This is a genomic window from Kitasatospora sp. NPDC059646 (assembly GCF_042734615.1).
In the GTDB taxonomy this organism is placed as follows: Bacteria; Actinomycetota; Actinomycetes; order Streptomycetales; family Streptomycetaceae; genus Kitasatospora.
The window spans coordinates 51,555-72,321 of the sequence record NZ_JBHWDS010000027.1 but is presented as its reverse complement, the minus strand read 5'-3'; the positions used below and the strand labels follow the sequence as shown (position 1 = coordinate 72,321).

The window sequence follows — 20,767 nt, the reverse complement described above, 5'->3', positions numbered from 1 at the left end:
TGAGAAAGGGACCGTGGTCGAGATGACCCAGTCAACCGCCCCCGCTGTGCCATCGACCGATCCGGTGGTGGCGGAGCTCCTGCAGTCGGTGGTCGATGTGGCCCGCGCCATCTTCGGCGCGCAGGCCGGCTCCATCCTGCTGCTCGACCACCAGGCCTTCGAACTGGTCTTCCAGGCGGTCTCCGGCCAGGGGCAGGAGTTCCTGATCGGCCGCCGCTTCCCGGCCGGCCAGGGCATCGCCGGCTGGGTGGCCGGCTCGGGCGAGCCGATGATCGTCGACGACCTGCGCCGCAGCGCGTCCTTCGACCGGACGGTCGCCGAGTCCACCGGCTACGTCCCGGACGCCCTGATGGCCGCCCCGCTCATCCACGGCGGCCGGATCCTCGGCGTGCTGGAGGTCCTCGACCCGGCCCCCGGCCCCCTCCGCACCGGCCTCCTCCCCGAACTGGAACTCCTCGCCCTGTTCGCCCGCCAGGCCGCGGTCGCCCTGCGGGTCGCCCTGGACGGCTCCACGACGGCCCTCGGCGCGGACGAACGCGACCGCGCGGTCCGGCTGCTGACGGAGGTCCAGCGCCTGATCGGCGACCGCGGCGACTGGTGAACGGCGGGCCTGTACCGACCCTGAACCGGGCTCGTACCGAACCTGAAGCATCGCCAACTAGCTTTCTTCCAACGGCAGTTGAGCCGCACAGACCGTAGACGGGAGACCACCGTGAGCACCGACCAGACCCCCGAGGAGACCGCCGCCGAGACCGAGGCCGTCCTCTCCCTCCAGGAGAGCGGAACCGCCGAGGCCGAGGACGTCGAGGCACACGCCGCCAGCCTCACCAGCGTGGCGATGTGCGACATCAAGACCGGCGAAGCCACGCTCTGAGCCGCACCGCCCGCGCCCGCCCCTCGCCGGGCGGGCGCGGGCGCGGCGTTCCCAGTCCGCAGCGAAGACCACCGGAGATCCGCATGAGCAGCGACCGCGAGAACGAGACCGCCGAGACCGAGACCGTGCTCTCCCTCCAGGAAGCCCCGACCGCCGAGAGCGACGACGACGTCCAGGCCCACGTCATGAGCCTCGGCAGCATCGCCTGCAACACCATCAACACCCTGACCGAGGTCTAGACCGCACCCGGGAGACGCCATGAGCAGCGACCGCGAGAACGAGACCGCCGAGACCGAGGCCGTCCTCTCCCTGCAGGAGGCACCCGCCGCCGAGGAGGACGACGTGCAGGCCCACGGCGCCAGCACGCTCACCATCACCTGCAACGTCACCGTCACCAAGACCATCGTCGTCGACGAGTGACCGGGGACGTCCGGGTGAGCACCGACAGCGCCCCCGACGGCGCGGCCGCCGAGACCGAGGCCGTCCTCTCCCTGCAGGAGGCTCCCGCCGCCGAGAGCGGGAGCGAGGACGTCCGGGCCCACATCAGCGCCACCAGCCTGACCCTCTGCGACGTCAGGACCACGGCCGAAGCGCTGTAGCAGTGCGTGCGCCCGCCCCGCCCGCCGGCGCGGGCGCACCTCGCCCCACCATCCGACAGGAGACGTTCATGGCCGAGGCGCTGGCGGAATTCACCGTCGCGGACCGGGAGTACTACGCGCCGCTCGACAGCGCCGCCCCGCAGGGCGAGCTGCTCGCGCCGGGCCGGCCCGCCGGGGGCTGGTCCGGAACGCGGGGCGGAATCTGGACCATGTGGCGCCGCGAGGGCATGCCCTCGCTGCCCTCGGACGGCTGGAAGGTGCACGTCTCCGCGCGCCGCTCGCGGCTGGTTGCCGTCCTCGACACCGTCGCGGAGGTCTGCTTCGCCCAGGACGTGGCGTTCAAGCACCTCGCCACCGACCACTGGTACTGGTGGCTGCACCGCAAGCACGCGTCCCGCCCGCAGAGCGGCAAGTTCATCGCCGCCTACCCGGCGGACGCCGCAGCCGCCCGCCGGCTGATGGAAGCGCTGCGCGAGGCGCTGGACGGCGAGCAGGGCCCGCTGATCCTCTCCGACCGCCGCTACCGGGGCAGCGAGACCGTCCAGTACCGGTACGGGGCGTACCGCAACCGGGACCGGCTGGAGGCCGAGGGCACCCGCACGCCGCTGACCCTGGACGCGAGCGGCGAGGCGGTGCCGGACCGGCGCGGCGTGTCGTTCCACCTGCCCGAGGGCCTCGCCGACCCGTTCGCGGAGGCCGCCGCGGCCGGTGCCGGCCGTCCCGACGGTCCGGTGGTGCTGCGCGGGTTCGCGATCGAGGGGGCGATCGTGCACTCCAGCGGCGGCAGCACCTACGAGGGCCTCGAAGTCGCCACCGGCCGGCGGGTGTTCGTCAAGGAGGCCCGGCCGTTCCACGGGCTGGGCGACGGCGGGACGGACGCGGTCGCCCGGCTGCACGGCGAGTGGCGGACCCTGACCGCACTGCACCGGCTGGCACCCGGCCTGGCCCCGGAGCCGATCGCCCGCTTCCGGGCCGGCGGGCACGAGTTCATGGTCACCGAGTTCATCGACGGCAAGCCGCTGAACCGGTTCGTCACCACCAGCCACCCGCTGCTGATGACCGGCAGCAGCCCCGACGAGTACGCCGACTACTACGCGCGCTGCGAGCGCCTGGTCGCCGCGATCGACGGCGCCCTGGACCAACTGCACGGCCTCGGCTGGACGTTCATGGACGTCAGCCCGTCGAACGTGCTGGTCACGGCGGACGACGGCATCAGGCTGATCGACTTCGAGACCGCTTGCGGCCCCGGCGACACGCCGGGGCGGATGGGCACGCCCGGCTTCGTCCCGCCGCAGCACGTCGTCGACCGCGACGGCCGCACCGCCTACGACGACTACGGCGTCAGCGCCCTGGTGCAGACACTGCTCGGCACCATGCCGCACACCGCCGGCCGCACCGCCGACTCGCTCACCCACTTCCACCACGACCTGACCGAGCACGCCCCCGTCACCGAGGCCCTGTGGAAGCGCGCCACCCGCTACCACCCGCCGAGCGGGGCCCCGGTGCTGCCCTCGCCCGAGGAGGTGGCCGCCGATCCGCTGCGCCACCTCGCGGACCTGCGGGAGGCCGTCGCCGCCGGGGTGCTCGCCGCGGCCGACCCGGAGCATCCGCTGCGGACCTTCCCGACCGTCCCGCAGGGCTACGCCAGCAACACGCTGTGCGTGATGTACGGCGCGGCGGGCGTCCTGCACGCGCTGGGCCGCTGCGGGATCCCCGCTCCCGACGGGGCGCTGGAGCGCCTGCGCCGGGACGCCCTCGGGTCCGCCGGGAAGCTCGGCCCTGGCCTGCACGTGGGCCTGGCCGGAATCGCCTGGGTGCTGGCCGACCACGGCCTGACGGAGGAGGCCCGCTCCCTGCTCGACACCGCCGACCGGCATCCGCTGGCGGAGCGGAGCGCGACCCTGTTCGGCGGCGCCGCCGGCCTCGCCGTGGGACACCTCGCGCTGTACCGCCGCACCGGCGACCCGCACCACGCCGAGCGGGCGCACGCGCTGCTGACCGCCCAGCCGGACGGGGACGACCTGGTGCCCCGGCTCGGCCGCGACGACGCCACCGGCCTGCTCCACGGCCGGGCCGGACTCGCCCTCGCGTACCAGCAGTTCGCCGAGGTCACCGGCGACACCTCGCTGCTCGACCGGGGCGTGCGGCTGCTGCACGCCGAACTCGACCGGGCCACCGACCCGGACGCGCCGGGCCTGCTGTTCCCGGTATCCACCCAGGACAGGCGCGCCATGCCGTACCTGTACTGCGGCTCGGCGGGCCTGGTCCACGTCGCCACCCGGTACCTGCGCGGCGTCGCCGACGAGCGCCTGGGCGAGGCGATGCCGCGCCTGCTCGCCTCGCTGCACGCCCCGCACACCGTGCTGCCCTCGCTGTTCGCGGGCAGCGCCGGGTTCGCGTACACGCTCGCCGAGCACGCGCTGCTGACCGGCGACGGGGCGTCCCGGGCGGGGGCCGTCCGGGCCGCCCGCACGCTGTTCAAGCACGCGGTGCCGCACGGCGGCACGGTGCGCTTCCTCGGCATGGGCCTGCTGCGGTACTCCACCGAGCTGTGGACCGGCGCGGCGGGCGTGCTGCTCGCGCTCGACCAGGTCCTCGCGCCCCGCGCCGACCTGCTGTTCACCCTCGACGCACCGGTGGAGTGAGCCGTGGCCCGCGATCTGACGCTCTACTGGTGGGGGCAGACCGCCTCCACCGTCGGCTCCCTGTTCACGGCGGTCGCGCTGCCCGTGGTGGCGGTCGTCCACCTGGGCGCGACGCCCGGAGAGATCTCGCTGATCGGAGCGGCGGGCACCCTGCCGGCGCTGCTGTTCGGGCTGCCCGCGGGCGTGCTGGCCGACCGGATCCGGCGGCCCCGGCGCACCCTGGTCCTGCTGGACACGGTGTCGGCGCTCGCGATCGCCGCGGTGGCGGCCGGGCTGGCCGCCGACGTGGTGGCGCTCCCGTGGCTGGTCGCCCTCGCCCTGGTCTCCGGCTCGGTGTCGGTGGTCACCGAGGTGGTGTACTTCCTGCACCTCAACCAGGTCGTGGAGGCCGGCGGGCTCACCAGGGCGCGGGCCCGGCTGCAGGCCGGCCAGTTCGGCGCGGGGCTGGTCGGCCGGCTGGTGGCCGGTCCGGCGATCGTCGCCTTCGGCACCGCCACCGCGCTGGCGATCGACGCGGCCAGCTACCTGCTCAGCGCGGGCGCGCTGCTGGTGATGCGCCCGGTGGCCCCGCTGGACCGGACGCCGCAGACCGGGCAGTCGTCGTTCGTGCGCAACGCGCTGGCCGGGGCCCGGATCCTGCTCGACAACCGCTTCTACCGGGCGCTGATGGCGATGCTGGCGGTGCCGGTGTTCACCGGCGCGGGCACCGGCGCGCTCGGCGGCATCTACCTGCTGCACACGCTGCGCATCCCGACCGGCGTGTACGCCCTGGTCGGCATGGTGGCCGGGCTGCTCGGCCTGCTGGGTTCGACGGTGGCGGGCCGGGTCCTCGCCCCGCACCGCGACGCCCGGCGCATCATCGTCCTCTGCTACCTGGCGAGTTCACTGTGCGGACTGCTGTATCCGGCGGCCGGCGGCCCGTTGCCGGTGGCCCTGCTGCTGGCCGGCCTGGGCATGGGGGTGCCGGCCGTGTTCGGCGCGGTCGCCAACGTCGCGCTCAGCCCGGTGCTGGTCGCGGAGACCAGCGAGGAGGCGCTCGGCCGGGTCACCGCGACGCTGCACGTGTTCGCCGGCGGGCTCGGCCTGCTCGGGGCGCTCACCGGCGGCCTGCTGGGCGACCGGCTCGGCGTCCGCACGGCCCTGTGGACGCTCGCGGGCACGGCCGCGGTCGCCGTGCTGCTGGTCGCGCCGCTCGCCCTTCGCGCGGTCCGCGGCGCACCGTTCCGTCCCGAACCGGCGGCGAGCCCCGTCGAGGAGACCGCCGCCGCGCAGTGAGCGGTCGGCCGCCGCCTCCGCGCGGGGAGGCAGGCCGCCGCGCAGTGAGCGGTCGGGCACGCACCGTCGCCGCGACCCGAACACAGGTGCTAGCGTCCGGCCATGGGATTACGCGGAACGCGCCGCGCCGCCGCACGAGCAGCGATCGAAGGACTGCGGGAGCTCTCCGCGCAGCGCCTGACCAGCAGCCAGCTCTTCCGCCGGGCCGATGAACTCCTGCGCCCCGTCCTGGAGTTCGACGCGGTCTGCTGGCACACCACCGACCCGGCCACCGGGCTGGTCAACTCGGTGCAGAGCGACGACCTCAGCCTGGGCGAGTTCCAGGACGCCGTGCACCTGGAGGTGTGGGCGGACGACCTGGCCACCTTCCCGAAGATCCGCCGCAGCGGATTGCACGCCGAGACCCTCAGCCGGGCCAGCCGGGGCGCGCCGCAGCACAGCGTCCGGTTCCGCGAGCAGATCTCCCGCCACGGCTTCGGCGACGAACTGCGCGCCGTGTTCGACGCGGCCGGCGGCATGTGGGGGTGCGCCGCGTTCATGCGCGCCGCGGACCGCGGGCCCTACCCGGCGCAGCAGCGCGAACTCGCCGACACCGCGGCCCGGTTGCTCGGCCAGCTGCTGCGTGCCAGCCACCTGCCGCCGGACGAGCCGGCGCACACCGACCCCACGCCCGCGGTGTTCCTGCTCGACCGGCACAACCGTCCGCGCGCGCTGTCCGGCCCGGCGGAGGAGCTGCTCGCCCGGCTCGCCGACCCCTCCCCCACCTCGCTCCGGGTGCCCACCGCGATCGCGATGGCCGCCGAGCACGCCCGCCGCGCCGCGCACGGCCTGCCGACCTCGCACGTCCCGGTGCGGATCCGCACCCACGACGGGCACTGGTACCTGCTGCACGCCGCGACGCTGCGGGAGACGGCCGGCGGCGACGCGGACGAGGTCACCGTGGTCGCCACCCCGGCCTCCCCGGCGCACGTCATCCCGCTGCACCTCGCCGCGTACGGGCTGACCGCCCGCGAGCAGGAGGTCGCCCTGCTGCTGATCCGCGGCGCCGACACCCGGGAGGTCGCGCAGCAGCTGGCGATGACGCCCTACACGGTGCAGGACCACCTGAAGTCGGTGTTCACCAAGACCGGGGTGACCCGGCGTCAGGAGCTCACCGCCCGCATCATGCTGGCGCTCAACCCGCCGCCGGACTGACCCCCTCGCCCATCAGGCGGTTCAGCCATTCGCGCAGCAGGGCGGTCTCGGCGGCGGTGAAACCGGCGGGCTCGCCGGGCAGGGCGGCGTCCAGGGCGATGGCGAGGGCGGCGGGGGTGAGCACCTCGGGGGCCGGGGCGCCGGTGATCGCCGCGAGGACGGTCTCGCGGGTGCGGACGGACAGGGCGACGTCGCGGGTGGCGGGCGGTTCGGCGATCAGCGTCAGGGTGACGCCGAGGGCAGTGGCCCGGATCATCTGCGCGGCCATCGGCACCGGCACCAGCAGCCGGCCGTCCCGGGCGGCGCGCTCCAGCATCGCGGTGAGCATCCGGTTCGCCCGCTCGGCGGCCTCGACGGCGCCGCGGGGGCGGTCGGCGCCGTTCATCAGGACGTAGAAGGACGGGTGGGTGAGCCCGAACTCGACGTGCAGGTCCCAGCCGCGGCGCAGGTCGTCGACCGGATCCGGGCCGGGTGCGTGCGAGGACTTCTCCGCGAGGTACCGCTCGAAGCCGTAGCCGACCACGGCGTCGATCAGGCCCTGCTTGTCGCCGAACAGCCGGTACAGGGTCGGCGCCTGCACGCCCGCGGCGGCGCCGACGGCCCGGGTCGACATGGCCTCGCTCCCGCCCTGGGCGAGCAGTTCGGCGGCGGCGGCGAGGATGCGCTCGCGCGGGTCGGTGGGGCTCTCTGCGCTCATGCGAAGCAACGTTACCGGATTCTTGTTAGCAGTCGATTAGCGGTGCTACGGTTTCCCCGATACCGCCGCTAACAGTGCGGCGGGCCCCACCGAACGGACGGGAACCCCCATGGACACGCGCACCCTCGGCACCGCCGGACCTGCCGTCTCCGCCCTCGGCCTCGGCCTGATGGGCATGTCGGACGTCTACGGCACGGCCGACGACACCGAATCGATCGCCACCGTCGACGCCGCCCTCGACGCCGGCGTCACCCTGCTCGACACCGGCGACTTCTACGGCATGGGCCACAACGAACTGCTGCTGCGCGACGCCCTGCGCGGCCGCAACCGCGACAACGCCGTCATCAGCGTCAAGTTCGGCGCCCAGCGCGACGCGTTCGGCACCTGGCTCGGCTTCGACGCCCGCCCCGCCGCCGTCAAGGCCTCCCTCGCGTACTCATTGCGCCGTCTCGGCACCGACCACATCGACATCTACCGGCCTGCCCGCCTCGACCCGGCCGTGCCGATCGAGGAGACCGTCGGCGCGATAGCCGAAATGGTCCAGGCCGGCCTGGTCCGCCACATCGGCCTGTCCGAGGTCGGCGCCCGGACGCTGCGCCGCGCCCACGCCGTCCACCCGATCGCCGACCTGCAGATCGAGTACTCCCTGCTCTCCCGCGGCATCGAAGCCGAAATCCTTCCCACCGCACGGGAGCTGGGCATCGGCATCACCGCCTACGGGGTCCTCTCCCGCGGCCTGCTCTCCGGCCACTGGAGCAAGCAGCGCGCACTCGGCGCCCGCGACTTCCGCGGCTTCAGCCCGCGCTTCCAGGGCGAGAACCTCGACCACAACCTGGCCCTGGTCGAAGCCCTGCGCGCCGTCGCCGACGCCCGCGGCGCCACCGTCGCCCAGCTCGCCATCGCCTGGGTCGCCGCCCAGGGCAAGGACATCGTCCCCGTCGTCGGCGCCCGCCGCCGCGACCGCCTGGCCGAAGCCCTCGCCGCCGAGAACCTCCACCTCACCGACGCCGACCTCGCCGCCGTCGAACAGGCGATCCCCGCCGACTCCGCCGCCGGCACCCGCTACGCCGCCGCCTTCATGGAGCAGCTCGACAGCGAACGCTGAACCCCCGGCCCGGCGCCGTCCGGACGCATGCCCGCCATAGCACCGCAGCCGAACCGGTTGATCACCTGCCGCCCCTCCGATAGCAATGCCCGGTGATTCACGGCGAAAAGATCGGGCTGCGCGCCCGGCACGAGGACGACATCCCGATTCTCCACTCCGAGCTGTACGACGACGTGGCCACCCGGTCACGCGCCGACTCCCGCCCCTGGCAGCCCATTTCGCCGACCTCCGGCCAGTCGCCCTTCGTCGTGGCCGGGCCGACCGACGAGGCCGCCTGCTTCTCCGTCGTGGAACTCGACTCCGCGGAACTCGCGGGGGAAGCCCTCCTCTGGGGCATCGACACCCACAACCGCACCGCCCATCTCGGCATCGCCCTGCGCCCCGCGTTCCGCGGCCGCGGCCTCGCCACCGACGTCCTGCACACCCTCTGCGAGTACGGCTTCGCCGTCCGCGGCCTGCAACGCCTGCAACTCGAAACCCTCACCGGCAACACCCCGATGCTCGCCGCCGCCACCCGCACCGGCTTCACCCGCGAAGGCACCCTCCGCCGCTCCGCCTGGACCTACGGCCACTACGCCGACACCGCCGTCCTCGGCCTCCTCTCGGAGGAGTGGACACCCCGCAGGCCGTCCCACTGACGGAACGACCTCGCCGGGAACCGGGCAGGCGACGACCAGTTCGCCGGTGGCGCAGCCCGGGTTGGTGCGGCCGCCGGTGCGGCCGGCCGGCAGGACGGTCCGGCTCTGTCCGGTGACCGCGGCGACGGACACGGGGATGCTTGCGCTGTGGACTCCGGCGGCCTTCTCCGGTGTGGTCGACTACGACTCCTGGGAGCCGGAGCTCCTGGAGGACGAGGATCGACTGCGGCATGTCCGCGCCGGTGCGCTGGTGCCCATCGACGTCCGCTCCCACGGCCTCTGCCGCTCCCAGGGTGCGGCCTGCCTGAGCGGGACCGAGGCGGTCAGCGGCCGGCCGCTGCCGGACACCGTGCAACTCGCCCTGGCGGACGGAGAGTACGCCGTGACCGCCCATCTGATCGACTGAGCGGCGGAGCCCGGCAGCACGTCGAACGGCAAGCCGACAGCAGACGCGCTCCCCGACTTCGTCGTTCTGGTGAACCCCGCCTCCACCGCTGCGGGGCCGTTCCGGGTGGACGTCGAGACCTTCGAGCGCGGACAGCACCCCGCCGACGCTGCAGCCGGTCAGCCGACTCCGGCCGGCGTTCGGCCCCGGTGTCGTCCCGGCACGGGGCGCACGACCGGCGTGTGGCCGGAGGAGAGCCGTCGGACCGGTCCGCGACGCGATGGCGGACGGCCGGTTCAGGCGGTGATCGCTGCTTCGGGCTCGGGGTCCTTCACCGGTGTCCGGGTCCGGGGCAGGACGAGGTGGCTGAGGGCCAGTCCGAGCAGGCTGAGGGCCGCGCCTGCCAGGCCGGTCCAGCGCAGGGCGTCGGCGGCGACGATCGCGCCGCCGACGACCGAGCCGGCCGCGGCTCCGAGGTTGAAGGCGCCGACGTTGACGGAGACGGCGAGGTTCGGGGCGGCACCGGCGTGCTGGAGGATCAGGCCCTGCAGCGGGGCGATGGTCGCGGTGGCGAGCAGGCCGAGCAGCAGGACGGCGGCCACCGCGGTGGGCTGCCACAGCACGGCGAACGGGATCAGCAGCAGCGTGCCCGCCAGTCCTCCGAAGACGCCGCGGACGGTGGCGCTCAGCGACCGGTCGGTCAGCTTCCCGGCGGCGAGGTTGCCGACGAAGCTCCCCGCGCCGTAGGCCAGCAGCAGACCGGAGACGGCCGCGGCGGAGAAGCCGGCGAAGCGGATCAGCAGCGGGGCGAGGTAGGTGAACACCGTGGCGACTCCGGAGAAGCCCACCGCGGTGGTGGCGATGGCGAGCACGACGCGTCGGCGCGTCACCACGCGCACCTCGTCGCGCAGCCGGGTGGACGGCGCCTCCTGCCGGGGCAGGACAACCGCCAGGAGCACCGCCCCCACCAGGGAGAGCACGGTCAGCACAGCGAAGGGGGCCCGCCAGCCGGCGCCCTGTCCGAGCAGCGCTCCCAGGGGCACTCCGAGGAGCGTGGCCACCGTGAAGCCGGAGGCCACCGTGGCGATGGCCGAGCCCGTCCTGCCGGGCGGGACCACCCGGGTCGCCGTCACCAACGCCAGTGCCAGGAAGGCGGCGTGACTGAGGGAGGACACCACCCGGCCCACCAGGAGCAGGCCGAACGACGGAGCCGTCGCGCTGATCGCACTGCCCGCCGCGAACAGCAGCATCAGCCCGACGGCGAGGCCCTTGCGCGGCAGACGCGAGGTCAGCAGGGCCATCAGCGGCCCTCCGACCACCACGCCGAGCGCGTACGCGGTCACCGCCTGCCCGGCCGTTCCGACGGAGACGCCGAGGTCCGCCCCGACCTGGGGCAGCAGCCCGGCGACCAGGTACTCCGAGGTACCGACGACGAAGACGCTCCCGCACAAGGCGGCGAGCGTCGCGAAACCCTTGTTCACGTCCATGCCGCAGACGCTAAAGTCTCATACCGGTATGAGAGTCAAGGCGGGCGGGCGGCGCCCTCCTCGCCGTCAGGAGGTCGTGGTGCGGATCGGCGAGCTGTCCCGGCGGACCGGCGTGGGCGTTCACCTGCTGCGCTACTACGAGGACCAGGGCCTGCTCCACCCGCAGCGACGGCCCAGCGGCTACCGCGAGTACGTCGAGGACGATGTCGACGTGGTCCGCCGCATCCGCAGCCTGCTGGCCGCCGGCCTGAACACCTCCACCATCACCACCGTCCTGCCGTGCCTCCGGGACACCGGCGAGCGGCTCGTCCCCACCTGCGCCGACCTGCTCGCCGACCTCCACCGGGAGCGCGACCGCATCGCCCGGGCCATGAGCGACCTCCAGTCCTCCATGGACGCGCTCGACCGGGTGATCGCCGCCGCCCCGGCCGACGTCGCCCGCCGCGCCCTGGCCTCGCTCACCGGCTGAACGACCCACCACCGACGCCGAGCCCGCGCGGAAGACAGCGCCCATCGGTAACAAGGAGGAGCTCGCCCGTGGCCCTCTTCGTGCCGTCGGCCCGTCGGGCGAAGCCGCCGACCGATGCCCCGCTGTCGGCCCGTCACGCTCTCCCCGCCCGTCCTGCACCGCTCCCCCCTGCGCAACGAATCCGCCGCCCCCTGCGCAACGAATCCGCCGCCCTCGGTGCCGTCCGCCTCGCCTGGAGAGCGCCGAACACACCCTGCTTCCCTGACCCACCCGCCGGCCGCCGCACCGTGCCGCCCTCGCGCTTCACTGCCGCTGTCAGTGACGGCGGGTAACCGGGGCGGTGGGTTCTGCGATACCGCCGGGCGGGTGATCCCCCGAGGTCAGGGCGGTGCGGGCGGTAGGAGATCATGTCGCGACCGGTTGCATGGTCGCCCACCGGGGTTTCGCACGGCAGAGCACAGAGACGAGGCAGGGACATGAAGGTCGTGTTCGGGTGGAAGCTGCACGGGGACGGTCGCTCCCCGCAGCCCGGGGCGGTGGTGAAGCCGGACGAGCGGCTGTCGTGGGGGCGGACGATCGGGCTGGGCGCGCAGCATGTCGTGGCGATGTTCGGGGCCACCTTCGTCGCCCCGGTGCTGATGGGGCTGGACCCGAACCTGGCGGTGATGGTCTCCGGTGTGGCGACGATCTTCTTCCTGCTGGTGACGAGCGGCCGGATCCCGTCGTACCTGGGGTCGAGCCTGTCGTTCGTCGGTGTGGCGGCCGTGATCAAGGCGCAGGGCGGGGACGCGGCGACGCTGACCGGTTCGCTGCTGGTGGTCGGTGCGGTGCTGGCGGCGTGCGGCGCGGTCGTGCAGGGCTTCGGCGCGAAGGTGATCCACACGGTGCTGCCGCCGGTCGTCACCGGTGCGGTGGTCATGCTGATCGGCTTCAACCTGGCGCCGGTCGCGGCCGGCACGTACTGGCCGCAGGACCAGTGGACGGCGCTGCTGACGATGTTCTTCACGGCGCTGGCCCTGGTGGTGCTGCGCGGGTTCTGGTCGCGGATCGCGATCTTCCTGGGTCTGGTGTTCGGCTACCTGGTGTCGTTCCTGCTCGACCGGATCTTCGGCAAGATCCACTCCCCGGTGGGCGGCGGTGCGGCCGTCGACCACTGGCGGCTGGACCTGTCGGGCGTCGGCAAGGCCGACTGGATCGGTCTGCCCTCGCTGCACGCCACGAGCTTCTCGCTGTCGGCGATCCTGGTGGCGCTGCCGGTCGTGGTGGCGCTGATCGCCGAGAACGCCGGCCACGTGAAGGCGGTCTCCGAGATGACCGGTGACCCGCTGGACGACAAGATGGGCACCGCGATCATGGCGGACGGCGCGGCCACCGTGCTGTCCACCGCGGTCGGCGGCCCGGCGACCACCACGTACGCGGAGAACATCGGCGTGATGGCCGCGACCCGGGTCTACTCGACGGCGGCGTACTGGTGCGCGGCCGGCTTCGCGATCCTGTTCGGCCTGTGCCCGAAGTTCGGCGCGGTGATCGCGGCGATCCCGGGCGGCGTGCTGGGCGGCATCACCGTGGTGCTGTACGGCATGATCGGCCTGCTCGGCGCGCAGATCTGGATCCACAACAAGGTGGACCTGACGAACCCGCTGAACCTGGTCCCGGTCGCCGCCGGTGTGATCGTCGGCATCGGCAACGTCAGCCTGAAGATCACCGACAACTTCGAGCTCGGCGGCATCGCCCTCGGCACCCTGATCGCCCTGCTCGGCTACCACGGCCTGCGCGCGATGGCCCCGGCGCACCTCAAGCACCCGAGCCCGGCCAACGGCCCGCTGCTCGACGAGGGCACCAGCGCGTACGACGACGACAGCAAGCCGGAGAGCTGAACCGGCGGCACGCCGGCCGGGGAATCCGCACCGGCACACGCGCGTAGGAGAATCCGCACCGGCACACGTGCGTAGGGGGATCCGCACCGGCGCACCGGACCTGGAGCGCCGGTCTGACGGCACGTCAGCCGGTGAGTCCGGCGTCCCGGGCCAGCAGGGCGGCCTGGACCCGGTTGGTGACGGCGAGTGCGGTGAGGATCCGGCTGACGTGCGCCTTGACGGTGCTCTCGCGCATCGTGAGGCGTTCGGCGATGTCGGCGTTGGCGCGGCCCTCGGCGAGCAGGGCGAGCACGTCGCGTTCGCGCGGGGTGAGCCGCTCCAGACGGGCCCGGGCCGCGGTCGCGGCGGGGCCGCCGGTCGCGTGGTAGCGGTCGATGACGCGGCGCGCCGCGGCGGGGTGGAGCATCGCGGAGCCGGCCGCGACGAGGTGGACGGCGCGCAGGATCTCGGCCGGGTCGGTGTCCTTGAGCAGGAACCCGTCCGCGCCGGCGGCGAGCGCGTCGTAGACGTACCGGTCGAGGTCGAAGGTGGTCAGCGTGATCACCTTCGGCGGCTCCGGGAGTGCGCGCAGCCGGGCGGTGGCGGTGATGCCGTCCATCACGGGCATCCGGACGTCGACCAGCGCGACGTCGACCCGGAAAGCGCTTGCCTGCTCGATCGCCTGGAGCCCGTCGGCCGCCTGGGCGACCACCTCGACCCCGGGGTCGCCGCCCAGCAGGTCGGCCAGGCCGAGGCGGACCAGCGCGTCGTCGTCGACGATCAGGGTGCGGATCATGCGGGACCGTCCTTCGGGGCGGGGTGCGGGAGGCGGGCGGACAGCCGCCAGGAACCGGTGCCGGCCGGGCCCGCGTCGAGCCGGCCGCCGAGGGCGGTGACGCGTTCGCGCAGGCCGACCAGGCCGTAGCCGGAGTCGACGGCGGCGGGCGCGGCGGCGCCGGCCGGATTGCTGACGTGGACCAGGGTGGCGGGCGGCCGGTAGTCGACCCGGACCTCGACGGGTGCGCCGTCGGCGTGCTTGCGGGCGTTGGTCAGCGCCTCCTGGACGATCCGGTACGCGGCCAGCCGGTGCGTGGTGGGGGCGTCCGGGGCGCGGCCGGTGACGGTCAGCTCGACCTGCTGGCCGGCGTCGCGGGCGTCCTCCACCAGCGCGCGGACGTCGCGGACGGCGGGCGCGCCGGCGGGCGCGGCGTCCGGGTCGTGGAGCGCGCCGAGCACCTCGCGCAGGTCGGTGAGCGCCTCCACGGAGGCGGTGCGCAGCAGGGCCAGTCGGTCGGCGACGGGGCCGGGCAGGTGGGCGCCGCGGGTGGCGAGGACGCCGGTGTGCAGGGCGATCAGGCTGAGCCGGTGGGCGAGGACGTCGTGCATCTCGGCGGCGATCCGGGTCCGTTCGGCGGCGCGCGCCGCGTCCTCGCGCAGCCGGGCCTCCACCCGGAGCTGTTCGACCTGCCCGGCGAGGGTGTGCAGCAGGCGGCGCCGGTTGCCCTGCCACAGGCCGACCACCAGTCCGAACAGCAGCACCGTCAGGGTTGACACCCAGCGCTGCCCGACCCAGATCGAGGCGGCCCGCACCCCGGCCAGGTTGCCCGCCAGGGCGAGCGCCACGCAGAGCAGCGCCGTCCGGGTGCGGCGGGCCACGGCCAGGTCGAAGAGCACCACCGCCAGCAGCAGGTCGACCAGCCAGCCCCACCACGCGGTGGCCGCGGAGACCAGCAAGGGGGCGACCAGCGGCCGGAATCGAGGGACCGTCAGCGCCGCGGCGCACAGTCCGGCCGCCGCGGTGACCGCCGACCGGCCCGTCCGGTCACCGAGTTGGGCGCCGTTGTGGTGGATCGTCACCACCAGGAAGATCAGGAAGGCGGCCCGCCCGACGGTCGCCCATGCCGGGCTTCTCCACCATGTCACGCCGTCCATGCTAGGCAGCGTTCCCGGTCGGCATCAGCGACGAACGGCCTTGTCCACCACCGACTTTCGTCGGGGCGGACGGCCGCCGGACGGCGGTTCGGCGCGGCGTGCCCGATTCCTAGCGTCGACGGCATGAGCGAGCAGACCACTCCCCCGCCGCGGCTCCGGGCCGACGGGTGGGCGTTCCTCCGCGAAGCCGTCCGCGACCTGCGCACCACCGGTGCGGTCGCCCCCAGCAGCCGGGCCCTGGCGCAGGCCCTGGCCGCTCCCGTCCGGGCCCGCGCCCCGCATCCGATCGACGTGCTGGAGGCCGGCGCGGGCACCGGCGCCGTCACCCGGGTCCTGCTGCCCCAACTGCCGCGCGGGGCGCGGCTGGACGTGGTGGAGGCGAATCCGCGGTTCGCGGCCCGGCTGCGCGAGCTGGCGGCCGGGTGCCCGGCGAACCGGGTGACGGTGCACCAGGCGTACGTGGAGGAGTTGGCCACCGACCGGCGGTACGACGTGATCGTCTCCGGGCTGCCGCTGACCAATTTCACGCCCGCGCAGGTGGACCGCATCATGGCCCGCTACCTCGAACTGCTGCACCCGGGCGGCACCTTGACCTGGTTCGCCTACCTGGGCACCCGGCGCGCCCGGGCGCTGGTCGCCACCCGGGCCGAGGTCCACCGGCACGCCGCGGTGGAGCGCGCGCTGGCCGTCCACCTGCGCGGCCGGGCCACCGAGAGCCGGACGGTGCTGGCGAACCTCCCCCCGGCCCGGGTCTGGCAGTTGCACACCGAAGGTCCCGGAACCGCCTAGCCTGTCTTCGAACCCGCGCAGGCAGGGGTTCGAAGACAGGCCCTAGCGAGCGGCGAGCAGGGCGCGGACCCGGGGCACGACCTCCTCGCCGACCCGGTAGGCCTCCTCCAGGTGCGGGTAGCCGGAGAGGACGAACTCCTCGACGCCCAGGGCGTGGTACTCGGCGAGGCGGGCGGCGACCTCGTCGTGCGAGCCGACCAGGGCGGTGCCGGCGCCCTCCCGGACCAGGCCGATCCCGGCCCACAGGTTCGGGGCGACCACCAGGTCCGCGGCGGTGCCGTGGCCGTGCAGGGCGGCCATCCGGGCCTGGCCGGTGGAGTCCATGGCGGCGAACCTGGCCTGGCTGGCCCGGACCGCCTCCGGGTCGATGCCGGCCAGGATCCGGTCGGCCTCGGCCCAGGCCTGCTCGGCGGTGTCCCGGCTGATCACGTGCACCCGCAGCCCGTACCGCAGGGTGCGGCCGTGCGCGGCGGCCAGGGCGCGCAGCCGTCCGATCCGTTCGGCGATCGCCGCCGGCGGTTCGCCCCACAGCAGTTGGACGTCGGCGCGGCGGGCGGCGACCTGCTCGGCGGCGGGCGACGCGCCGCCGAAGTACAGCGGGACGGGATGCTCGACGGCCGGGTCGACCAGGCGGGCGTCCTCCAGGTGCAGGTGGGCGCCGTGCTGGTCGACCCGCTTGCCGTCGAGCAACTCGCGCAGCACGCCCATCAGTTCGTCGGTGCGGGCGTAGCGCTCGTCGTGGCCGAGGTGGTCGCCGTAGGCGCGCTGCTCGGCGGGGTCGCCGCCGGTGACGACGTTCAGCCGGAGCCGGCCGCCGGCGAACCGCCGGAAGGTGTCGGCCTGTTGGGCGATCAGCGTGGGGCTGGCCAGGCCGGCCCGGAAGGCGATCAGGAACCCGATCCGGCTGGTGTGCCGGGCGAGTGCCGCGCCGAGGATCCACGGGTCGACGCAGCCGAGTCCGACCGGGGCGAGCAGCGAGAGGAATCCGGCCTGTTCGGCGGCCGCGGCGACCTGGGCGAGGTAGCCGACGTCGGCGGGTCGCCGGGTGGCGGCGCCGGTGCGGGCCTGGACGGCGGTGACGCCGCCGGGGTCGCGGCCGTCCCCTCCGGTGGGCAGGAACCAGTGGAACACAGGGGCGTGGGCGGGCAAGGGCTCGATCCTCTTCTGCGCAGGGGGCGGGGCACGGCATGGCCGGGTACGCGGGGGCGCCGGCGCGGACGGTCGCGCCACGGGGCCGGGGGTACGGGGTCGCTCAGGACGGGCGACAGGCAGCGGAACACACCCGGAGGAGGTCGATGTGCCCCCGGGTGGTCAGGAAGAGTCGCTGCGGCACGCCCGGAAGCTACCACGTCCGCACCGCTGAACGGGTGGTGAAACGGGTGGCCGTCCTGCGAAACCCCTTGACCGCGCCCGGGACACCGCTATCGTCTCCCTCGGCATCCGGTCTAGACCTATGGCCGCCTCCCCGGCCGCCCCATCGGCCGTCGGGAGGGATCGCCCTGACCCCACATCAGGAAAGGCACGGAAATGAAGGCAAACAGAAAGGTGACCGCCGCGATCGGCGCGCTGGTCGCCCCGCTGCTCGGGCTGACCGTCTCGGCCGGCACCGCCAGCGCCCACGGCTGGGTCACCGACCCGGCGAGCCGGCAGGCGCAGTGCGCCAACGGCGTCGTGGTGTGCGGGCAGATCAAGTACGAGCCGCAGAGCGTCGAGGGCCCGAAGGGCCTGTTCAGTTGCAGCGGCGGCCACTCCGAGTACGCCGAGCTGGACGACGACTCCAAGCCCTGGCAGGTCGCCAACGTGACCTCGACGCAGACCTTCAGCTGGCACCTGACGGCCCGTCACGCCACGGCCAACTGGCAGTACTTCATCGGCAGCCAGCTGATCGCCCAGTTCTCCGGCAACAACGCCCAGCCCCCGGCGGACGTCAGCCACCAGGTGAACTTCGGCAGCTACACCGGCCGCCAGAAGGTCCTCGCGGTGTGGAACGTCTCCGACACCGCCAACGCCTTCTACTCCTGCATCGACGTCAACATCGGCGGCACCGGCGGCGGCAACCCCGGTGGCGGCAACGGCAGTTGCACGGCCGCAGCGTGGGACCCGGCCCGGGTCTACAACGGCGGCGAGACGGTCTCCTACGGCAGCCACAACTGGCGTGCCAAGTGGTGGACCCAGGGCGAGCAGCCCGGCTCCACCGGCCAGTGGGGCGTCTGGGAGGACCTCGGGGCCTGCAAGTAGCCCCGACCGGCCCCGGCCGGGACGAGTGGCCCCGACCGGCCCGGGACGCACGACCGCCCGGCGGCTCCCTGTGGGGGAGGGCCGCCGGGCGGTCGGCGCGTCGACGGGGCGTCAGCCCTTGAGCTTCGTCATCAGGTTGCCCCAGAAGCCGCGGCGCTGCTCCGGCACGGCGCGCGCGGGCGCGGCCGGCGGGACGGCCGCGGCGGGCGGGGGGTAGGCGGCGGCGGGGGTGGAGACCACCGGGGCGCTGGCGGTGGTGGTCCGGTCCTGCGGCTGGAGCGCGCTGCGCGGCGTGAAGCGGGCCGGCAGCTCGGTCAGGTGGCGCGACATCCAGTTGCCGCGCCAGACCAGCTCTTCCTCCGGGATGGAGAGTTGGAGGTCGGGCAGCCGGGTGAGCAGGATGTCGATGCCGGTCTCGGCGATGGCCCGGCCGATCTCCTGGCCCGGGCACTCGTGCGGGCCGCTGCCGAACGCCAGGTGCGAACGGTTGCCGAACAGCGGCTTGTTCAGGTCGGGCCGCACCGCCGGGTCGGCGTTGCCGGCGGCCAGGCCGATCAGCAGCATGTCGCCGGCCTTGATGTGGCGGCCGCCGAGTTCGGTGTCGCCGGTCGCCCAGCGGCCCGGGACCAGCATGAACGGCGGGGAGTCCCACAGGACCTGGTCGAGCGCGTCCGGCAGGGTCATCTGGCCGCCGGACAGGTGGGCGCGGAAGCGGCGGTCGGTGAGGACCATCTTCAGCGTCTCGGAGATCAGGTTGATGGTGGTCTCGTTGGCGGCCAGCAGCACCGAGCGCAGGTGCTGGAGCACCTCGTCCTCGGTGAGGCCGGACTCGTGCTGCATCAGCCGGGTGACCAGGTCCGGGCCGGGCTCGGACCGCTTGCGGTCCATGGTGCGGCGCAGCGACTCGACCACGTACTCGTTGGAGGCGACGGCGGTCTCGGTGCCGCGGACCAGGTCGCGGGCGGCCTCGACCAGCCGCGGGCCGTACTCCTCGGGCATGCCGACGAGCTGGGTCATCACCAGCATCGGCAGGTGCTCGGCGAACTGGGAGACCAGTTCGACCCGGCCGGTGGCGCCGAAGTCGGCGATCAGCTGGTCGGCGAAGCGGGTGACGTAGCGTCGCATGCCGCGCCGGTCGAAGCTGTTGAGGCCGTCGGTGACGGCGGTGCGCAGCCGGCGGTGCTCCTCGCCGTCGACGAACGAGCAGGTCGGCTGCCAGGCGATCACCGGCAGCACCGGGGAGTCGGGGGCGACCCGGCCCTCCTGGAACTCGGTCCACCGCCGGGAGTCGCGGGAGAACCGGGACGGGGTGCGCATCGCGGTGAGGTTGGCGGAGTAGCCGAGCACCAGCCAGGCCGGCAGGTCGCCGTGCAGCAGCACCGGCGCGACCTCGCCGTGCTCGGCGCGCAGCTTCTCGTACAGGCCCGCCGGGTCGGCCTCGGCCTCGGGCCCGAACAGCCGCCGCAGGTCGTCCTGGTCGAGGGGGGTGGCGCCGTGGGCCGGGCAGCCGGGCGGGGGGACGGCGCCGTGGTACGTGCGCTCTTCGGGGATCACGGAGGTCTCCGGGGGAGGAAGGTCGGGGCGGTGAGGGGGCGTCAGCCGACGGGCTGCGCGGCGAGTTCGTACAGGTAGCGCATCAGCGCCATCAGCACGTCTCGGCTGGACTCCCGGGAGCGGGCGTCGCACTCGACGATCGGGACGTGCGGGGGCAGGTCGAGTGCGCCGCGCAGTTCGTCGAGCGGGTAGGCGGGCGACTCGGGGAAGGAGTTGACCGCGACGACGAACGGCACGCCGCGGTCCTCCAGTCGGCCGAGGACGTCGAAGCTGACCTCCAGCCGGCGGGTGTCGACCAGCACGACCGCGCCGAGGGCGCCCTCGAACAGGCCGTTCCACAGGAACCAGAACCGTTCCTGGCCGGGGGTGCCGAAGACGTACAGCACGAGTTCGTCGCTGATGGTGATCCGGCCGAAGTCCATCGCGACGGTGGTGGAGCTCTTGCGTTCCACCCCGGCCAGGTCGTCGATGCCGACGCCGGCCTCGGTCATGGTCTCCTCGGTGGTCAGCGGGCGGATCTCGCTGACCGAGCCGACCAGGGTGGTCTTGCCGACCCCGAAGCCGCCGACGATGACGACCTTGACGGCGGTGGCCACCGTCGCCGGGAGCAGTTCGGCCTCGCGCGGCCCGCGCACCGGCTCAGAGCCGCTGAAGTCCATGGATCACTGCCTCCAACAGGGAAAGGTCGGGAAGGGTGGCCAGCGGGATGGGCGCGCGGGCCTCGATCTTGTGGTCGGCGAGCAGGTCGGCCAGCAGGACGATGACCAGGCTGTTCGGCAGGCTCAGGTAGGCGGAGATCTCGGCGACCGACAGCGGCGAGCCGCAGATCCGCAGGATCGCCGCGTGCTCCGGCTGCATGGTGGGCACCGGCCGGGACCGGGCGACGATCAGCGTGACCAGGTCGAAGGTCGCCGCGGCCTGCTGTCGGTCGCGGCCCCGCGTGATAACGAAGAGCCTCTCCGGGCCGCCCTCTTCCCAGTCCTGGTTGCTCATCCCCGCACCTCGTTGTGGCCGGCGTCCGGTCGGCGCG

23 protein-coding genes are annotated in these 20,767 nt (G+C 74.1%); 15 read left to right on the top strand and 8 right to left on the bottom strand.

Annotated features, from left to right (window positions below):
- Positions 1-22 precede the first annotated feature (22 nt).
- The 8 genes from ACFV1L_RS20445 to ACFV1L_RS20410 all read left to right on the top strand — a co-directional run bounded on the left by ACFV1L_RS20445 (position 23) and on the right by ACFV1L_RS20410 (position 6,587).
- Entirely contained in the window at positions 23-601 is a 579-nt protein-coding gene (locus tag ACFV1L_RS20445; protein ID WP_380367700.1) for a GAF domain-containing protein, read from the top strand.
- Between the two features lie 111 nt (positions 602-712).
- Positions 713-874 (top strand): hypothetical protein, encoded by a 162-nt coding sequence (locus ACFV1L_RS20440; protein ID WP_380367698.1) that lies wholly within the window; start codon positions 713-715, stop codon positions 872-874.
- Between the two features lie 83 nt (positions 875-957).
- Positions 958-1,113, top strand: a complete 156-nt coding sequence (locus ACFV1L_RS20435; protein WP_380367696.1) for a hypothetical protein — start codon at positions 958-960, stop codon at positions 1,111-1,113.
- A 19-nt stretch (positions 1,114-1,132) separates the two neighbouring features.
- Complete coding sequence (locus tag ACFV1L_RS20430; RefSeq protein ID WP_380367694.1) at positions 1,133-1,294, top strand: hypothetical protein; 162 nt, start codon at positions 1,133-1,135, stop codon at positions 1,292-1,294.
- 14 nt (positions 1,295-1,308) lie between these two features.
- The gene (locus ACFV1L_RS20425) at positions 1,309-1,473 is read left to right on the top strand and encodes a hypothetical protein (protein ID WP_380367693.1); all 165 of its coding nucleotides are present in this window, start codon (positions 1,309-1,311) and stop codon (positions 1,471-1,473) included.
- A gap of 68 nt (positions 1,474-1,541) precedes the next feature.
- Positions 1,542-4,118 (top strand): class III lanthionine synthetase LanKC, encoded by a 2,577-nt coding sequence (lanKC, locus tag ACFV1L_RS20420; RefSeq protein ID WP_380367692.1) that lies wholly within the window; start codon positions 1,542-1,544, stop codon positions 4,116-4,118.
- Positions 4,119-4,121: 3 nt separating this feature from the next.
- Entirely contained in the window at positions 4,122-5,393 is a 1,272-nt protein-coding gene (locus ACFV1L_RS20415) for an MFS transporter (protein WP_380367690.1), read from the top strand.
- A 102-nt stretch (positions 5,394-5,495) separates the two neighbouring features.
- On the top strand, positions 5,496-6,587 hold the full coding sequence (locus ACFV1L_RS20410; RefSeq protein ID WP_380367689.1) for a helix-turn-helix transcriptional regulator: 1,092 nt from the start codon (positions 5,496-5,498) through the stop codon (positions 6,585-6,587).
- Here ACFV1L_RS20410 and ACFV1L_RS20405 read toward each other — a convergent pair.
- Positions 6,568-7,284: a TetR/AcrR family transcriptional regulator gene (locus ACFV1L_RS20405; RefSeq protein ID WP_380367687.1), complete on the bottom strand. Its 717-nt coding sequence runs from the start codon at positions 7,282-7,284 to the stop codon at positions 6,568-6,570. The two genes, ACFV1L_RS20410 and ACFV1L_RS20405, sit on opposite strands and share 20 nt — an antisense overlap.
- A 109-nt stretch (positions 7,285-7,393) precedes the next feature.
- Here ACFV1L_RS20405 and ACFV1L_RS20400 point away from each other — a divergent pair, with 109 nt between their 5' ends.
- The 3 genes from ACFV1L_RS20400 to ACFV1L_RS20390 all read left to right on the top strand — a co-directional run bounded on the left by ACFV1L_RS20400 (position 7,394) and on the right by ACFV1L_RS20390 (position 9,433).
- Complete coding sequence (locus tag ACFV1L_RS20400; RefSeq protein ID WP_380367685.1) at positions 7,394-8,389, top strand: aldo/keto reductase; 996 nt, start codon at positions 7,394-7,396, stop codon at positions 8,387-8,389.
- A gap of 92 nt (positions 8,390-8,481) precedes the next feature.
- Positions 8,482-9,027, top strand: coding sequence for a GNAT family N-acetyltransferase (locus ACFV1L_RS20395; protein ID WP_380367683.1), 546 nt, complete (start codon positions 8,482-8,484; stop codon positions 9,025-9,027).
- Between the two features lie 136 nt (positions 9,028-9,163).
- Positions 9,164-9,433 carry a hypothetical protein gene (locus ACFV1L_RS20390; protein ID WP_380367682.1) on the top strand — a complete coding sequence of 90 codons (270 nt, stop codon included), beginning with the start codon at positions 9,164-9,166 and terminating at the stop codon, positions 9,431-9,433.
- Positions 9,434-9,708: 275 nt separating this feature from the next.
- On the opposite strand, the gene ACFV1L_RS20385 is transcribed toward ACFV1L_RS20390, so the two are convergent.
- Positions 9,709-10,899 (bottom strand): MFS transporter, encoded by a 1,191-nt coding sequence (locus ACFV1L_RS20385; RefSeq protein ID WP_380367680.1) that lies wholly within the window; start codon positions 10,897-10,899, stop codon positions 9,709-9,711.
- A gap of 79 nt (positions 10,900-10,978) precedes the next feature.
- Here ACFV1L_RS20385 and ACFV1L_RS20380 point away from each other — a divergent pair, with 79 nt between their 5' ends.
- A complete protein-coding gene (locus tag ACFV1L_RS20380) occupies positions 10,979-11,368 on the top strand; it encodes a MerR family transcriptional regulator (RefSeq protein WP_380367730.1) in 390 nt (129 codons plus the stop codon).
- A gap of 476 nt (positions 11,369-11,844) precedes the next feature.
- Complete coding sequence (locus ACFV1L_RS20375) at positions 11,845-13,245, top strand: uracil-xanthine permease family protein (protein WP_380367679.1); 1,401 nt, start codon at positions 11,845-11,847, stop codon at positions 13,243-13,245.
- Positions 13,246-13,369: 124 nt separating this feature from the next.
- Here the strand turns inward: ACFV1L_RS20375 and ACFV1L_RS20370 are convergent, their stop codons facing one another.
- The gene (locus ACFV1L_RS20370; protein WP_380367678.1) at positions 13,370-14,020 is read right to left on the bottom strand and encodes a response regulator; all 651 of its coding nucleotides are present in this window, start codon (positions 14,018-14,020) and stop codon (positions 13,370-13,372) included.
- Positions 14,017-15,147, bottom strand: a complete 1,131-nt coding sequence (locus ACFV1L_RS20365; protein WP_380367676.1) for a sensor histidine kinase — start codon at positions 15,145-15,147, stop codon at positions 14,017-14,019. The genes ACFV1L_RS20370 and ACFV1L_RS20365 overlap by 4 nt, the downstream gene beginning before the upstream one ends.
- Before the next feature lie 132 nt (positions 15,148-15,279).
- Here ACFV1L_RS20365 and ACFV1L_RS20360 point away from each other — a divergent pair, with 132 nt between their 5' ends.
- The gene (locus tag ACFV1L_RS20360; RefSeq protein WP_380367674.1) at positions 15,280-15,945 is read left to right on the top strand and encodes a class I SAM-dependent methyltransferase; all 666 of its coding nucleotides are present in this window, start codon (positions 15,280-15,282) and stop codon (positions 15,943-15,945) included.
- Between the two features lie 42 nt (positions 15,946-15,987).
- On the opposite strand, the gene ACFV1L_RS20355 is transcribed toward ACFV1L_RS20360, so the two are convergent.
- Complete coding sequence (locus ACFV1L_RS20355; protein WP_380367672.1) at positions 15,988-17,094, bottom strand: LLM class flavin-dependent oxidoreductase; 1,107 nt, start codon at positions 17,092-17,094, stop codon at positions 15,988-15,990.
- Positions 17,095-17,472: 378 nt separating this feature from the next.
- Between ACFV1L_RS20355 and ACFV1L_RS20350 the strand changes: the two genes are divergently transcribed.
- On the top strand, positions 17,473-18,183 hold the full coding sequence (locus ACFV1L_RS20350) for a lytic polysaccharide monooxygenase (protein ID WP_380367670.1): 711 nt from the start codon (positions 17,473-17,475) through the stop codon (positions 18,181-18,183).
- A gap of 111 nt (positions 18,184-18,294) precedes the next feature.
- Here the strand turns inward: ACFV1L_RS20350 and ACFV1L_RS20345 are convergent, their stop codons facing one another.
- Genes ACFV1L_RS20345 through ACFV1L_RS20335 form a run of 3 tightly spaced genes read right to left on the bottom strand, consistent with a single transcriptional unit; the run spans position 18,295 to position 20,730 of the window.
- Positions 18,295-19,737 carry a cytochrome P450 gene (locus ACFV1L_RS20345; RefSeq protein WP_380367669.1) on the bottom strand — a complete coding sequence of 481 codons (1,443 nt, stop codon included), beginning with the start codon at positions 19,735-19,737 and terminating at the stop codon, positions 18,295-18,297.
- A gap of 41 nt (positions 19,738-19,778) precedes the next feature.
- Complete coding sequence (locus tag ACFV1L_RS20340; protein ID WP_380367667.1) at positions 19,779-20,396, bottom strand: ATP/GTP-binding protein; 618 nt, start codon at positions 20,394-20,396, stop codon at positions 19,779-19,781.
- Positions 20,377-20,730, bottom strand: a complete 354-nt coding sequence (locus tag ACFV1L_RS20335) for a DUF742 domain-containing protein (protein WP_380367665.1) — start codon at positions 20,728-20,730, stop codon at positions 20,377-20,379. The genes ACFV1L_RS20340 and ACFV1L_RS20335 overlap by 20 nt, the downstream gene beginning before the upstream one ends.
- Between the last annotated feature and the right edge of the window lie 37 nt (positions 20,731-20,767).